Annotated in this window: 15 protein-coding genes; 8 read left to right on the forward strand and 7 right to left on the reverse strand. The window is 64.9% G+C overall.

The genetic code is table 11. The features are described 5' to 3' along the window. Window positions 1-13: 13 nt before the first annotated feature. Window positions 14-1,201 (reverse strand): MFS transporter, encoded by a 1,188-nt coding sequence (locus tag C795_RS0108505; RefSeq protein WP_017793328.1) that lies wholly within the window; start codon window positions 1,199-1,201, stop codon window positions 14-16. A 138-nt stretch (window positions 1,202-1,339) separates the two neighbouring features. Here C795_RS0108505 and C795_RS0108510 point away from each other — a divergent pair, with 138 nt between their 5' ends. Further along, entirely contained in the window at window positions 1,340-1,906 is a 567-nt protein-coding gene (locus tag C795_RS0108510; protein ID WP_026139551.1) for a TetR/AcrR family transcriptional regulator, read from the forward strand. Window positions 1,907-1,936: 30 nt separating this feature from the next. On the opposite strand, the gene C795_RS0108515 is transcribed toward C795_RS0108510, so the two are convergent. The 3 genes from C795_RS0108515 to C795_RS0108525 form a co-directional block, all read right to left on the reverse strand. Beyond that, on the reverse strand, window positions 1,937-2,434 hold the full coding sequence (locus tag C795_RS0108515) for an aminoacyl-tRNA deacylase (protein ID WP_017793330.1): 498 nt from the start codon (window positions 2,432-2,434) through the stop codon (window positions 1,937-1,939). A 144-nt stretch (window positions 2,435-2,578) separates the two neighbouring features. Continuing rightward, the gene (locus tag C795_RS17695) at window positions 2,579-2,704 is read right to left on the reverse strand and encodes a hypothetical protein (protein WP_017793331.1); all 126 of its coding nucleotides are present in this window, start codon (window positions 2,702-2,704) and stop codon (window positions 2,579-2,581) included. Window positions 2,705-2,934: 230 nt separating this feature from the next. Next, complete coding sequence (locus C795_RS0108525) at window positions 2,935-4,980, reverse strand: heavy metal translocating P-type ATPase (protein WP_083879199.1); 2,046 nt, start codon at window positions 4,978-4,980, stop codon at window positions 2,935-2,937. A gap of 230 nt (window positions 4,981-5,210) precedes the next feature. Between C795_RS0108525 and C795_RS17425 the strand changes: the two genes are divergently transcribed. Beyond that, complete coding sequence (locus C795_RS17425; protein ID WP_083879189.1) at window positions 5,211-5,735, forward strand: DUF2510 domain-containing protein; 525 nt, start codon at window positions 5,211-5,213, stop codon at window positions 5,733-5,735. Here C795_RS17425 and C795_RS0108535 read toward each other — a convergent pair. Then, on the reverse strand, window positions 5,725-6,363 hold the full coding sequence (locus C795_RS0108535; RefSeq protein WP_017793334.1) for a hypothetical protein: 639 nt from the start codon (window positions 6,361-6,363) through the stop codon (window positions 5,725-5,727). The two genes, C795_RS17425 and C795_RS0108535, sit on opposite strands and share 11 nt — an antisense overlap. Window positions 6,364-6,850: 487 nt before the next feature. Here C795_RS0108535 and C795_RS0108540 point away from each other — a divergent pair, with 487 nt between their 5' ends. The 6 genes from C795_RS0108540 to C795_RS0108565 all read left to right on the forward strand — a co-directional run bounded on the left by C795_RS0108540 (window position 6,851) and on the right by C795_RS0108565 (window position 12,854). Continuing rightward, window positions 6,851-8,503 (forward strand): sodium:solute symporter family protein, encoded by a 1,653-nt coding sequence (locus tag C795_RS0108540; protein ID WP_051053785.1) that lies wholly within the window; start codon window positions 6,851-6,853, stop codon window positions 8,501-8,503. Continuing rightward, on the forward strand, window positions 8,500-8,634 hold the full coding sequence (locus C795_RS17555) for a putative transporter small subunit (protein WP_017793336.1): 135 nt from the start codon (window positions 8,500-8,502) through the stop codon (window positions 8,632-8,634). The genes C795_RS0108540 and C795_RS17555 overlap by 4 nt, the downstream gene beginning before the upstream one ends. A gap of 84 nt (window positions 8,635-8,718) precedes the next feature. Beyond that, window positions 8,719-9,330: a CueP family metal-binding protein gene (locus C795_RS15630; protein ID WP_157487042.1), complete on the forward strand. Its 612-nt coding sequence runs from the start codon at window positions 8,719-8,721 to the stop codon at window positions 9,328-9,330. A 48-nt stretch (window positions 9,331-9,378) separates the two neighbouring features. Continuing rightward, complete coding sequence (locus C795_RS0108555) at window positions 9,379-10,812, forward strand: protein adenylyltransferase SelO (RefSeq protein WP_017793338.1); 1,434 nt, start codon at window positions 9,379-9,381, stop codon at window positions 10,810-10,812. 271 nt (window positions 10,813-11,083) lie between these two features. After that, a complete protein-coding gene (locus C795_RS0108560) occupies window positions 11,084-11,719 on the forward strand; it encodes a PACE efflux transporter (RefSeq protein ID WP_017793339.1) in 636 nt (211 codons plus the stop codon). Window positions 11,720-11,876: 157 nt separating this feature from the next. Beyond that, a complete protein-coding gene (locus C795_RS0108565) occupies window positions 11,877-12,854 on the forward strand; it encodes a diaminopimelate dehydrogenase (RefSeq protein WP_017793340.1) in 978 nt (325 codons plus the stop codon). A 142-nt stretch (window positions 12,855-12,996) separates the two neighbouring features. Here C795_RS0108565 and C795_RS0108570 read toward each other — a convergent pair whose 3' ends face one another. Together C795_RS0108570 and C795_RS0108575 are read right to left on the reverse strand one after the other, a co-directional pair. After that, window positions 12,997-14,703 carry an FAD-binding dehydrogenase gene (locus C795_RS0108570; RefSeq protein ID WP_017793341.1) on the reverse strand — a complete coding sequence of 569 codons (1,707 nt, stop codon included), beginning with the start codon at window positions 14,701-14,703 and terminating at the stop codon, window positions 12,997-12,999. Window positions 14,704-14,735: 32 nt separating this feature from the next. Beyond that, window positions 14,736-15,320 (reverse strand): lysophospholipid acyltransferase family protein, encoded by a 585-nt coding sequence (locus C795_RS0108575; RefSeq protein ID WP_269570014.1) that lies wholly within the window; start codon window positions 15,318-15,320, stop codon window positions 14,736-14,738. Between the last annotated feature and the right edge of the window lie 71 nt (window positions 15,321-15,391).

Raw genomic sequence — 15,391 nt, forward strand, 5'->3', positions numbered from 1 at the left:
GTTCTTGGGGTCGTCACTTTACGCCTCGAATCTTCGCGATCGCGACGGCGGCGAGCGCGACGAACACGATCGCGAAGATAAACAGCGACGGGTAGCCGCCGAGCGACGTGATGATTGTGGCCGCGATGACGGGGCTCATCGCCTGGGGAATATTGGTGGCCACGTTGAGGATGCCGAGGTCCTTGCCCGCGGCAGTGCCTTCGCTCGGAAGCACCTCGGTCATGAGCGCCGCATCGACCGACATGTAGAGGCCAAAGCCCACGCCGTTGATAACGCTCATGGCGATCATGCCCGTCATGTTGGGCATCAGAAGTGGCATTGCGAGCCCCACCACCATGACCGCCGACGCCACATAGATGAAGCTCTTGCGGCGACCCGCCCGGTCACTCCACCAGCCAGACAGGACGATCGCGATGAGGGTGGGCACGAGGGCCACAAGGGTCAGGGTGACGCTTGCCCCCTGGGCTTGTATGAGCGTCATGCCGATGTAGTCCTGCAGCAGGTACAGCTGGTAGGCAAAGACAACGAAGTAGCCGAGAATCAGGAGGAAGCGGGCGGCAAAGGCCCACGCGAAGTCGGGATGTCTCTTCGGGTTGATCCAAAAGCCCTTAAAGAACCCGCCCCAGCTGAAGGCATCGACCGCGGCTTCCTTCGAGGACCAATCTTTGTTGACCAGCACGAACAGTACCGTGACGACAAGTACGAGCACACCAAAGGTGGTGTAGCCGATGCCCACCATCGTGCCGAGGGAGGCCGCCAGCATGACACCGACGGTCATGCCGAGCTGGGTGCCGAGACCGATCATGGCGCTCGCGGTGCCGCGCTTTGCGCGCGGAAAGCGGTCGGCCGTGATCGTGGTGAGGGGCGCCTGCACGAAGTTCAGGGCGACCTGGATGATGACCCAGCTCACGGTGATCCACAGGATGTCGGTGAGGGACCCCATGGCGAACAGGAAAATCGCACCGACGATGGCACCCAACACCATCCACGGGGCTCGACGACCAAACCGTGACCGGGTGCGATCGCTGATGGCGCCGACAAGCGGTTGCGCGAAGAGGGTGAAGGTCGAGACGAGCATGCTCGGTAGAAGCGCTTTGCCTGCCGGCGGGCTCGCGGCAGGTTCGCCCGCGTTGGGCGGGGCTGTTGAGATCAGCCCGGTCGGGGCGATCTGATGCTGGGGGTCATTCGGGGGGACGGACATGCTTGCTCCTCATTGAGCGGACCGAATAATGCCGAACAGTGTTCGGAATTTACCTGCAATGGTGCCACCCGGAGTGCAGAAAATCAAGTGATTCACGAATAGCGTTTGGTTTTTAATTTCACCGAGTACCCTGAAGAAATGGCACGACGGGGAGCATACGCAAAGGGTGTTGCAAAGCGCGAGGAGATTCTCGCCGCTGCGCTCGCCGTCGTTGCGGAGCTCGGCTACAGGAAGGCATCGGTGCGCGAGATCGCCGAGGCTGCGGGACTGAGCCCGGCGGGCCTGCTGCACTACTTCGGTTCAAAGGACGAACTGTTCGTCGCGATTCTCGAGGCCCGTGATGAACGGGACACCCGCGAGTACGCGGGCCGGGGGTTCATCGAAGCATTCTTGGCGGTGATCAGACACAACGCCGAGGTGCCCGGCCTAGTGCGGCTGTATGCAAATCTTGCTGCCGATGCTGGCGATCCGGATCATCCCGCGCACGCCTTCTTTCAAGAACGCACCGAGCGGATGCAGGCGGTTGCGCTCGGTGCGGTAACGGAGGCGCAGCAGGAAGGGACAATTCGTGCGGATCTCGATCCGTTGTGGATCATGCGCGCCGCCCATGCGCTTGCCGACGGATTGCAGACCGCGTGGATGATTAACCCTGAAACGGATATGGCCGCTGATGTGGAGGCGTTCCTGCAGGTTCTCAGGCCATAGATCGGGTGGCAGGCCATGCTACTGCTCAGTTCAGGCAGAATTGCCCGAACTGAGATCCACAACCGACGCGCCGTATGCAGTGACGAGGTCGTCAGCGAGAAGTCTCGCGCCCACACCTGCGGCGCCCGCACCTAACACAATCGTCCGACCCGTGAGGCTCTTGTCGAGCACGACTGGCCACGCCGTGGTGGCGCCCAGAGGCGTGATGGTTCCGCGCCGGTAGCCGGTCGCCTCAAACGCGGTGTCGGCGTCGGGCAGTGACAGCCGGTTGACGCCGAGGTGCGCCCGCAGCGGCGGCCACCCGAACTGCGCGTCGAGTGGGGTGAGCACGAACACGAAGCTGTCGCCGCGCTGCACCACGATGGTCTTGACGATCGGGGCGCCCCCGAAGTCATCGGCGGTGGGGCGGCCGGTGCTCTCGGGCGTGATGAACTCGACGGCGAGGCCGCGCGCAGCGGCGTCTTCGGCGGCGCGCGTGAGCCGGGCATCGGTCACGGTGGAGGGCTGGAGGGTGGGCTGTTCAGCCATGCGCGCTCGCTTTCGTCGGGTCTAATGAACACAACGGCGAACGGCGAGCAGATATTTCATCTGTGCGAGGACGCCCCGCACATAAGAGTGCTGGCCGGGCGAGGAGCCCGGCCAGCACGACACTTAGTGTGATCAGCTCACTGGCTAGCGCTTTGTAGCCTGAGCGATTTCTGATTCTTCAGTCTTGCCTCGCTTTGCCGCGCGCTTCTCTTTCAGCGTCGACTTTGCGGGCTTCTTGGTGGTCTTCTGACCGCGATCTTTTCCAGACATCTCAACTCCCTTCGTCGGTAAGCAGGTGCCCGATCCTGACCATAGCCTGCCCATCGGTACGCGCTCACGGGGAGTACTGGTAGTGGGCGCCCACTACTCACCAAAAATGCGGGGGACGTTCCGCTGTAGAAGCAGTCAAAGGCGGAACTCCTCGCGCATATTTTGCGAAGGGACGAACGGATGAACGAGTGAAGCGAAGCGAAGCCCCTCGATCGGCCAGAAGGACTGCCTTACACCCGCGCGCTCACCTCGGGCCGCAGGTCGAGCCGGCGCAGCAGCTGCGCGTTGAGGGCGACTACGATCGTCGACATCGACATCAACACTGCGCCCACCGACATGGGCAGGACGAACCCGACCGGCGCGAGCACACCCGCCGCAAGCGGCACTGCGATCAGGTTGTAGCCCGCCGCCCACCACAGGTTCTGCTTCATCTTGCGGTAGGCCGCACGCGACAGCTGAAACGCCGACAACACCGAGCGCGGGTCGTCGCTCGCGAGGATGATGCCCGCCGACGCGATCGCGACATCGGTGCCCGCGCCGATCGCGAGCCCGACGTCGGCCTGCGCGAGCGCGGGGGCATCGTTTACACCGTCGCCCACCATCGCCACGCGCCGCCCTTCGTGCTGCAGCTCGAGCACCTTGGCTGCTTTGTTCTCGGGGCGCACGCCCGCGAACACGCGGCTGATACCTAGCTCTTGGGCGACGGTCTGAGCGACCGCGAGAGCATCACCCGTGATCATGACGACCTCGACGCCTTGCGCGTGCAACGCGTCGATCGCTTGCTGTGACTCGGGTCGCACCTCATCGGCCAAACTGAGCGCTCCGATCACGGCGCCGTCACGCACGACATGCAAGATGATCGCCCCGGTCTCTCGCCAGGTGTCGGCGATGGCTAGCTCGGAAGCTCCCTCCTCGGTGAGCAGGTGCGGCCCGCCCACGCGCACGCGGCTCCCCGCGACGACTGCGGTGACGCCGACGGCGGGGGACGACGTGAACTCCGTGCTACGGGGCACATGGAGCCCGCGCTCCGCCGCGGCGCGCACGATCGCCTTGGCGAGCGGATGCTCACTGTCGGACTCTGCGCTCGCGGCGAGCGCAAGCACTTGATCCGGATCAAAACCAGCCACCGAATCGACATGCGTGACCACTGGCTCGCCCCGGGTCAGCGTGCCAGTCTTGTCGAACAGCACGGTGTCGACGGTGCGCATGCTCTCGAGCGCGAGGCGATCCTTGATAAGCACGCCACCGCGGGCCGCGCGCTCGGTCGCGATTGAGACGACGAGTGGAATCGCGAGGCCGAGGGCGTGGGGGCAGGCAATGACGAGCACGGTGATGGTGCGAATGACCGCGTCGTCGGGGAGCCCCACCAGCGTCCACGCGACTGCGGTAATGAGGGCCGCGCCGAGCGCAAACCAAAACAACCAGCCAGCCGCAGTATCGGCGAGACGCTGCGCGCGGGACGAAGAATTCTGGGCGTCCAAGACGAGGCGTTGAATGCCGGCGAGGGTCGTATCGTCGCCCGTCGCGGTGATTTCGACGCGGATACCCGAGTCAGTGGCGACAGTACCCGCGGTGACCTGATCACCAGACTCGCGGGTGACGGTGCGGGATTCGCCCGTGACCATGGACTCGTCCATGGACGCACGCCCGTCAATGACCCTGCCATCGGCGGGCACGCTGCCGCCGGGGCGCACAATCACGACGTCACCCACCGTGAGTTCGCCGGGTGAGACCGTGACGACCTCGCCGCCCGCGCTGACACGTTCTGCGACATCAGGCAACAGCGCTGCGAGCGAATCGAGTGCCGAGGTGGTTTGGGCAAGCGAACGCATCTCGATCCAGTGGCCGAGCAGCATGATTACGATCAGAAGCGCGAGCTCCCACCAGAAGTCGAGCTCGTGATGAATGAGGCCGAGGCTCGCACCCCAGGAGGCGACAAACGCGACTGTGATGGCCAACCCGATGAGCAGCATCATGCCCGGCTTGCGGGCCCGGATCTCGCTAACCGCACCGGTGAGGAATGGCTTGCCGCCCCACACGTACATCAGGGTGCCCAGCACGGGGGAGGCCCAGGTGAGGCCGGGAACGTCGGGGAGTGTGTAGCCCACGATCATCGAGAACATGCCCGAGAGCAGCACCGTTGGCACGGCGATGGTGAGCATGATCCAGAACAGGCGGCGAAACTGCGCTACGTGATCGTCGTGATCGTCGTGACCGTCGTGATCGCCGTGATCGCCGTGATCGTCGTGACCGCTCATCTTGTGACCGGCGTGCATGTCGTGGCCGAGGGGCGGGGACGCTTCGCCAGCAGTGTCCTGGTGATGATGCGTGTGATCGTCCACGATAGACCCTCCCTTGGGTGCCCCTGCTGGGTATGGTTGGGTCAACCATATGGGGTCTCCCCGTGTTCCCGCACGGCTGCCACCACTCGACAGCGATATGGGCTGCGATAGCCTGGGCATCGTGTGTCTGATTGGCGTACACGAAACTGCTCGAACGGAGTCGCATGAACGTCGCACCTGGCTGGTACCCCGACAGCATGGGGGTCGTGCGCTACTGGGACGGCGCGCAGTGGACTCTGCATACGCAGGCTCCCCAGGCTCCTCAGGCTCCTCAGGCTCCTCAGGCTCCTCAGGCGCCTGAATCGGCTCAGGCACTGTACGCCCAGCCCCAGGAACAAGTGGCCGGGTCGACCGAGCTGCAGGTGAACCCGCAGTACGCCCAGCCCGAACAAGTGCAGTACGCGCAGCCGCAGTATGTTCAGCCGCAGCAGTTCGCACAGCAGCCCTACCAGCAGCAGTATCAGCAGCAGGTCGTGGGCACTGGAGCGTCGAATGGTCTGGCGACGGCGGGCTTCATTGTCGGCCTCGTGTCGATATTTTTGCCCCTCATCTTCGGGTTGGGTGCTGGAGCCGCAGGGCTCGTGCTTTCGATCATCGGCGCCAACAAGAGTGCCACCACGGGTACCGGCAAGGGGCTCGCGATCGCCGGCATCATTCTGAGCGCGGTCGGTATTATTTTTATCCTGTAGCCAGCTTCGACGGCACGGCGAGCCGGCCGCGCAGTTCGTCAACCAGCGCGGCCGAGTGCTTATTGCACAGTGAAACCGCGGTACGCAGCTCACTGAGGGCGTTCGCGTCGCCGCGTAGCTCGGCCTCGAGTGCGGCATCTCGCACCAGGTCGAGGTGTAGGGCGATGTCGGCAATGTGCAGCAAGATGTCCTCGTTGTCACCGCTCGAAGCCAAGAAGCTGGTCCACCGACTCAGTGCGTCCGAGAGTGCCCGGCGTTCCTGCACCACCTGATCGCGAAGGGTGGCGAGTGACTCGGGCTGCAGCTGGGTGGGAAGGCCGAGTGAGCGCGGCACGAATCGACCGTGGGCGATCTCGCTCGCATCGTCATCGACGATCGCATGGAGAAACTCGGTGACCGCAAGCCGGTTAATGGGCGCCCATCGCCGTGCCGTGTTGTTGGCAAGGACCCGATCAAGCACGACCACGGTCAACAGGAACGTGACGAGTCCGGCCGCAAGTCCCGAGAGAATGACAACTTCTTGCCAGATAGCGGTGGTGACGTCGATCCATATGATCACGACCACGACAATGAGGCTTCCGGCGACGGCGGCCGTTTGGCGGGTACGGCGGGCGGCTTCGGTATTCATAGTGAGGCACTCCTGTGCGTGAGAGAAGCGGAGCTCGGTGGCTCCCACCATATCGCGCCGCGACACTCCGGTGCTCATACACCGGCGAGTGGGCCTTCTGCAACTGGCGCGCTGTTTTGATATGCTGGGAATTCACTCACATTTTGCGGTCCGCATTGCTCATTCGAGCGTGTGGCACCGATCCGGCTAGTAAGGAGCAGCACCCCGGGCTTTTCGTGTGCGTCATTGTTTCGTCACCGCGGCCCTGGTTTGTCCGTACCGCCCGACGAAAGGAATAGATGACGCCCCTGTACCAGACACGTTTCTCCTGGCATGCTCCGCTCACCAACTTCACGCGACGGTTCTTTCACCTCGCACCTACCTAGCGTCTTTCTCTCGCATTAGCAGGCGCGCGCAGCTCGTTTCGAGCGCGGCGCACACGACGAGATAGAAAGACACTCACTTGGAAAACTTCCAACTCCTTTCGGGCCCCGTCACCGTGGCCCTCATGCTGCTGTTCTTCGGTGGCAGCCTGTACATGTCGATCCGCATCTCCAAGAAAAAGGAGAACGCCGACGGTTACATGACGGGCGGCGGCAAGATCGGATTCGGCATCTCCGCGGCATCCATGACCGCGACCTGGATCTGGGCCGCATCGATGTACGCGTCGGCCACGTCCGGCTACACCTACGGCATCTCTGGACCCATTCACTACGGGCTCTGGGGCGCGCTCATGATCCTGCTGATTTACCCCTTTGGGCGCCGGATCAGGAAGGTCGCTCCCAAAGCGCACACGATCGCCGAGGTTATGTTTGCCCGCCACGGGCGCTCAAGCCAGCTCATGCTCGCGGGCTCCAACGTGCTCGGCAGCCTCATCAGCCTCACCTCGAACCTCATCGCGGGTGGTGCGTTGATCTCGATGCTGTCGCCGTTCAGCTTCACGCAGGGCATCATCGCGATCGCCGCGGGAGTGCTGCTGTACACGCTGTGGTCGGGATTTCGCGCGTCGGTGCTCACCGACTTCGCGCAGGTCATCGCGATGCTTGGCGCTGTTGCCATCATCATCCCGGTCGTGTTCTTCGCGGCGGGCGGGCCCGGTCTCTTCGAGACGGGCGCTGAGAACCTGACGCCCCAACAGCGCAACTTCTTTTCTTCCGACGCATTCTTCAACCAGGGTGCGCCCTACATTGCGGCGGTGTTGGCCTACGCGATCGGCAACCAGACCATCGCCCAGCGCCTGTTCGCGGTGCGCGAGGACCTCATCAAGAAGACGTTCATTACCGCGACGGTCGGTTACGGTGCCACCATCATCGGAATCGGCATGCTTGGAGTGATCGCCCTCTACGCCGGCATCGAGCCCATGGGCGGCGACGTCAACAACCTGATCCCGCAGATGGCGGCCACCTACCTGGGCCCCGTGCTGATCTGCGTGTTCTTCGTGATGATCATCGGCTCGCTATCATCGACCGCTGACGCCGATATGACAGCTCTTGCGTCCATCATGATGGCCGACGTGTACGGCCAGAACATTGCTGGGAAGAAGGGGGCGAACCCGCGCACGATGGTGCTCGTGGGACGCATCACCATGATTGTCGCCACCGCGGCGGCGCTCGGGTTCGCGTCGATCCAGTTCAACATCCTCGACCTGCTCGTGTTCGTAGGTGCCATGTGGGGCGCCCTCGTGTTCCCCGTCATCGCAAGCTTCTACTGGGGGCGCGTCACCAACGTTGCGTTCAGCGTGGCTGTGGTCGTCGCTCTCGCGATCTTCGTGCCGGTGCGCTTCGAATGGCTGCCGCTCGACGGCGCGTTCGGTGTGCTCGTCGACGTCCTGTCGGTGATTGGCGTAGGAGTCGTGCTTGGCCTTATGGCATTCGGATTCTTCGGGAAACGAGCCGCCCTGATCATTGGCGGCGTCTCGATCGTCGCGGTCGCACCCTTCGGAATTGGATTCCTGCACACCTACCCGGTGCTCGCGGGGTCGCTCGTGGCGTACGCGGTTTCGACCCTGGTGTGTGTGGGCATCACGATGCTGAACCGGGGTAGGAGCTTCGACTTCGAACTCATTAAGCAGCGCACCGGCGACTTTGACGGCGCTGGCGCAGACACCACCCAAGACGATTCGGCGGCGGAAGCCCCCGAACTGGAAGGAGTAAACCGATGAGCTCAACGTTCTGGTTGACCCTGTACGTACTCGCCTGGCCGGTGCTCGTCGCTGGCACGCTCACCTACATCGTGCGCGCGTTCACGCGCGACGCGAAGGAAGCGAAGAAGGAAGGCCGCAGCATCATCTAGGGTGATGCGCGCCTCTTGAGCCTGGGATTCATTGCGAATCCCGGGCTCAAGTTCTTTTACGGCTGTGGTGCCAGACTGACCCCCATGAGAACTCGTACCCTGTGGATCGCGGCCTGCGCCGCAGCCTTGGCCCTGTCCGGATGCGCGACCGCCCCAGTCGACGGCCAGGGGCAGAATGCAGAGCAGTCAACAGAACAGCCCGCCGCGTCGATCGAGCAGACGCTCGCCGGTCTCGGACTCTCGGCAAGCGAGCCCGAAGCGCTCGTCGAAGGCCTGGAAGCGCTGCCTGTCGCGGATCGCCCCGAGGGCTTCACGGTTTCGGTATTGCCGACCGAGGTGCGCCTGCAACCTGGCGCCACGGACGAGACATCGCTGCCGCTCTCGGGCGATGAGTTCTACCTCTCACTCGCGCCGTACCAAACGCAGACGCACCCGTGCGAGTTCCACGTTCCCACCTCCTGCGTCGGCGAGATGCAGGCTGCCGATGTGCAGCTTCGCGTTACCAACGTCGCAACTGGCGAGGTGGTGCTCGAGCAGTCCACGCAGACCGAGGACAACGGCTTTGTGGGGCTCTGGCTACCGCGCGACGGGGAGTTTCGCATCGAGGTGACGGCCGGCGGAGTGAGCGGCGAACAGGTTGTGCGCACCGGCGACCAAGACCCCACCTGCATTACGACCCTGCAGCTGCAGGCGTAACGACAGGGCACTGAAGATGCCCTCGAGGTACGGGCGTACCCTGGGAGCATGACCGGATCATCCAGCATTCCGCTGCCCCTCGAGCGCGCGTTCGCAGACGCGTTCCCTGAGCTGGGGGTGCCGTGGGAGTCGATCCGGCCCGCGAATCCTCAGCTCACCGTGTTGAATGAACCGCTCGCGCGCGAACTGGGGCTCGACCCCGAGGCGTTGCGCACGGAGGCGGGCGTGCGCGCGCTGCTCGGCAACGATCTCGCGAGCGGGGCGAAGCCCGTCGCGCAGGTGTATGCCGGGCACCAGTTTGGCAGCTACTCGGCCAGGCTCGGGGATGGCCGTGCGCTGCTCCTGGGCGAGCTGCGCACCTCGCGCGGCACCCTACTCGACGTACATCTCAAAGGATCTGGACCCACCCCGTTCTCGCGCGGGGGCGACGGCTTCGCGGCCCTCGGTCCGATGCTGCGAGAGTACCTCGTGAGCGAGGCGATGCATGTCCTCGGCATCCCCACGACCCGGGCGCTCGCGGTGATTTCGACCGGGCGGCGCATCGAGCGCGACGGTGACCTCGTGCCCGGCGCGGTACTCGTGCGCGTGGCCGCGAGCCATCTACGCGTCGGTACGTTCCAGTACGCGCGGGCCACTAGCGATACGGATCTGCTTGCGCGGCTCGTGAGCTTCGCGCTCGAACGCCACGCTCCGGATCGCGTCGCCTCCGTGACGCCCGCACTCGAACTGCTGGACCACGTCGTCGCGGGCCAGGCGGCACTCATTGCGCGGTGGACCCTTGCGGGGTTCGTGCACGGCGTCATGAACACCGACAATATGACGATCTCTGGTGAGACGATCGACTACGGGCCTTGCGCTTTTCTTGACCGCTACGACCCCGCAGCCGTGTTCAGTTCGATCGACCGGCAGGGGCGCTACGCGTATGGGGCGCAGCCGAGCGTGGCGCTGTGGAACCTGACACGGTTCGCTGAGGCGCTCTTGCCGCTAATCGCGGGGGAGGTCTCTGGCAGGAAGGCCGCTGTCGGGCAGGCCGCTGGTGGGCAGTACACCGAGGCAGGCGCTGACGCAGACGGTGCGTCTGAGGCAGCCATCGAGGCGGCCCGCGACGTGTTGGCCTGCTTCGGCCCCGCCTACGATTCGGCGTGGACCGATGGCATGCGCGACAGGCTCGGGCTCGGGGCGGGCGTGGTGAGCGATGCCGAAGTGGTGCAGCGCGCAACCGAGACGCTGACCCGGATCGAGTATGAGCACGGTGACTACACGCTCTCGATGCGTGCGGAGAACGAAGCGAACCCCCTGTATGTTGCCCGCAACGCGCTGCTCGATGAGGCGCTTGCCGCTGCCACCGCGGGGGACCTAGGACCGTTTGAACAGATGCTTGCTGCCGTGACCGACCCCGCACATGAGCGCGCGGGCTTCGAGCGACTCGCCGAGCCTCCCGCGGCGGGCGCACGCAGGTTCATCAGTTACTGCGGTACATAAGCATTCGGTCATCGGTGGGGGCGAGCGCAGCTTCTGCGGTGCAGAATAGTGGGGCCTGTTGCTCCTGCGGCGGTGTTATGGTTCTTCGCAGGAGCTACGTTTGGTCATTGAGTCAATGATGTTGTCAATATCGTAGTTGTTGCGGTTTCAGTATCGAAATCATGATTTGACGACTGAATTAGTGTCGTTATACTCGAATTACCGAGATTTTCGCGTTCTAGTGTGACCCAGAGTGTCTGCCGCAAAATCTTGTATCTATGGAGTGATACCCGTGACCGCCCCAGGCCACAACCCCGCCGTGCCCGCGCACGCTGCCCCTCAGTCCGACGCCTCAATGGCTGCGCAGGATGTCTTCGCCACAGCGCAAGAGGCCCTCTCGACGGCGCAGATTGCCCTGACATCCGCTGCCTCCCGGGTCGCGACCGCCACCGGTCAGATTGCGACCGCGATGGTGCACTCAAAGCCCCGCGACGCACGATTCTTCAATGACGCTCCTGTACTGCGCCGCATCGCCTTTGTAGTCGGCTACGAGGGCTTCAGCCTGCTCTTCACGATTTTCGTGCTGGGTGCCTTGCTCGGGCACGGAGGGGGAGAGTCGACGCTCACCGCGGTGCTCGTGACCGTGACCGCCACCACCTGGAACTACGTGTGGAACATGATGTACGAGGCGTTCGAGCGCCGGCGCGGAATGCGCGGCCGCGGCGCCTGGTCGCGTGCACTGCACGCGTTCGGCTACGAGGGCGGCGTGCTCATCTTCACGGTGCCGCTCGTGGCGTTTCTGTTGAACGTAAGCCTCTGGGAGGGGCTCATGATCGAGGGTGGGCTGCTCGTGTTCTTCCTGGTGTTTACAGTCGTCTACACCTGGGCGTTTGACCGAGTCTGCGGTCTGCCTGCCTCCGCACGCTAGCCGGTACCGGTGGTGCGGGCAGTGTCGCACGCGGCGCAACCTGAGCGTTTGTTGATTTTTCGAGATGCGAACACTCCTGTGACCTGCGCGTAACACAGCCCGCATACACTCGCATCAGCGCTTGGCGCAGATCGCGCACGCAAGAAAGGCAACGCTGATGACTATCCGCATCGGAATCGTTGGTTACGGCAACCTGGGCCGCGGAGTAGAAACCGCCATCTCGGCTCAGGCTGACCTCTCACTCGCGGGCATCTTTACCCGCCGTGATCCGGGCAGCTTCGACCCCCTGGGCGACGCCCCCGTCTACGCCCTCGCAGACATTGATGCTCACGCAGACGAGATCGACGTGCTCGTGCTCTGCGGCGGCTCCGCGAGTGACCTGCCGGTGCAGAGCCCCGAGCTCGCGAAGCGCTTCTCGATTGTTGACAGCTTCGACAACCACGCGCTCGTTCCCGAGCACTTTGCGGCGGTTGACGCGGCCGCGACCGAGGGCGGCACTACCGCCGTCATCTCGACGGGTTGGGATCCGGGCCTGTTCTCGATCAACCGCCTGTATGGCGAGGCGATCCTGCCGCAGGGTGAGACCTACACGTTCTGGGGCCGTGGCATCAGCCAGGGTCACTCTGATGCGGTGCGCCGCATCCCGGGCGTGGCCGGTGCCGCGCAGTACACGCTGCCCGCGGAGGACGCCATCGACCGCGTGCGTGCGGGGGAGCGGCCCGAACTGACGACCCGCGAGAAGCACACGCGCGAGTGCTTCGTGGTGCTCGAGGAGGGTGCGGATGCCGAGGCAGTACGCGAGGCAATCGTGACGATGCCCAACTACTTCGAGCCCTACGACACGACCGTGCACTTTGTGTCGGCCGAGGAGCTGGCGCGTGACCACTCGGGTATGCCCCACGGTGGGTTCGTGATTCGCAGCGGCGAGAGCTCACCCGGCACGAAGCAGTCGATCGAGTACCGCCTCCAGCTGGATTCAAACCCCGAGTTTACCTCGAGCGTGCTCGTGGCTTACGCCCGCGCCGTCGCGCGCCTCGCGAAGACGGGCGACCACGGTGCAAAGACACCGTTCGACATCGCCCCCGGGCTGCTGTCGCCGAAGTCGGCCGCAGAACTGCGCGCAGGACTGCTCTAGACGAGTCCGTTCTATACAGGACTACGAGGCTGCTCGGTGGCCTCGTAGGCAATGTGGCCCGTGCACATCATGTGTACGGGCCACATTTGTGTTGTAGGGGGATCGGATCCCGGCCCGCGGCCCGCGCGGCCAGTCACTCCGGCTACTTCACGTCCCTCGCCACGCCCCGCCCCGCGGCCCGCCCCGAAAACAGGCAGCCTCCCAAGAAGGTGCCCTCGAGCGCGTTGTAGCCGTGCACACCTCCGCCACCAAACCCCGCCGCCTCGCCCGCGGCGTAGAGCCCGGGAACCGGCCGGCCGTCAGCATCGAGCGCCCGCGAATCCAGGTCGGTCTGGATGCCGCCGAGACTCTTGCGCGTGAGCGTGTGCAGTTTGATGCCCACGAGCGGCCCGGCCGCCGGGTCGAGGATCCGGTGCGGCGCGGTCGTGCGGGTGAGCCGGTCGCCGAGATACCGCCGCGAGTTGCGAATGCTCATCATCTGCGCGTCCTTCGAGAACGGATTCGCGACCTCCGCGTCCCGCTCCCGCACCACCCGCGCCACGTGCGCCGGATTGAGGAGCGGCTGGTCGGTCAGCCCGTTCATCTTCGCCACCAGCTCGGGCAGCGACAGTGCGGTCACGAAGTCTTTGCCGCGGTCGATGAACGCCTGCACCGGCCCCGGCGCACCCTTTCCCAAGCGGGTCTTGACGAGGAGCTTCTTGTCGCGGTTCGTGAGGTCGGGGTTCTGTTCCGAGCCCGACAGCGCAAACTCCTTCGCGGCCATACGCGCCGTCACGACGAACCACGAGTGATCGTGAACCGCGAGATCCGGATCCGTGCGCAGCAGCCGCAGCGTGCCGAGCGTGTCATGTCCCGGCAGCCCGGGCAGCGGGAGCCTGCGACCGAGCGCGTCGAGCCACAGCGGTGACGGCCCGGGGAGAATGCGTATCGCGTGGCCCGGCCACACGGGGTTCCAGTTGCGAATGCCCTCGGTGTAATGCCACATACGGTCGCGGTTCACGAGTCGCGCGCCTGCCTCGCCCGCGATGTCGATCATGCGGCCATCCACGTAGGCGGGCACGCCCGTCACCATGTGCGCGGGCGGGGTACCGAGCCGCTCGGGCCAGAACTTGCGCACCAGCTCGTGATCGCCGCCGATGCCGCCGCTCGCCACGACGACCGCACTTGCGCGCAGCTCGAAGTCGCCCACAGCCTCGCGACTTGATGGGGCCCCGCGCGCGTTCGAGCTGTGCGCCAGTCGAGTGCCGCTGATGCCCACCACCCGACCGTCCTCCACAATCAGGTGATCGCAGCGGTGCCGGTGCAAAATTTGGGTGCCACCGCGCTCGGCGGCCTGCTCAGCGGCATCCGTGAAGGGCCGGATCACGCCGGTTCCCGTGCCCCACGGCACGTGAAAGCGGGGCACGGAGTTGCCGTGCCCCGTGGCGGTCAGGTCGCCACGCTCGGCCCACCCCACGACCGGGGTGAGATCGATGCCGGCCTCCCTGATCCACGAACGCTTCTCGCCCGCCGCGAACTCGACGTAGGCGCGCCCCCAGCGTTCAGCCCACGTGTCCTCGCCCGTGTTCGCCGAGCTGGCGGGGCCGCCCGGGGCGTGCGCGCTGCGATCCCACTGCGCGCTGCCCTGCCAGTCCTGCCACGCGAGGTCAAACGAGTCGCGCACGCCAAAGCGGCGCTGTTCGGGGGTATCGACCATAAAGAGTCCACCAAACGACCACCAGGCCTGCCCGCCAAAGTCCTGCGGGCCCTCCTGATCCACGATGATGGTGCGTAACCCGGCCGCGGCGGTCTCACGAGCAGCCACAAGACCGGCGAGACCGGCCCCCACAATGATGACGTCAGCGTCCATGCCCCCATTGTGCTCCGACGCCGACGGGAATGCTAGAAGTCTCTTCCTCCAGAGGCGTGCTCGTCGACGCGCTCCTGGCCGGTCAGCTCGGCAATGGCCGACATAATGCGCTCGGTCGCTTCTCGCCGGGCCTGCCCGGCGGGCAGCACGGCCAGGTCGGTGAGCGGCACCGGCGCCCCGAAGCGCAGCTCGACGCGATCCGGTCGCCCCGTAGCGGGATTCTTTAGATGGCGGCCCGTGCCGACGAGCCCAACGGGGACAACCGTGGCGCCAGTCTCGAGCGCGAGCCAGGCGGCACCGGCGCGGCCGCGGTACAGCCGCCCGTCGCGTGAGCGGGTGCCCTCGGGAAACACCGCGAACACACTGCCAGCTACGAGCACCTCGCGCCCGACATTGAGCGCCCCCTGTGCGGCGGCCGAGACATCTCGGTGCACGGGGATCGCCCCGATCTCGCGAAAGAACCAGCCGCCCAGGCGTGACCGAAATAGCGAAGCCTTCGCAAGAAACTGCACTTTGCGCGGGGAAAACGACGGAATCAGAATCGTATCGAGACCCGATAGGTGATTGCTCACGAGGAGCACCGGCCCTGCCATTGGCACGTGTTCACGCCCAGACACCCGGGGGCGATACCTGAGCCACAGATACGGCGCCAAGATCGTTCGCCCGATAAAAAACGTCGGGCCGGGGC

The organism is Leucobacter salsicius M1-8, assembly GCF_000350525.1.
In the GTDB taxonomy this organism is placed as follows: domain Bacteria; phylum Actinomycetota; class Actinomycetes; order Actinomycetales; family Microbacteriaceae; genus Leucobacter; species Leucobacter salsicius.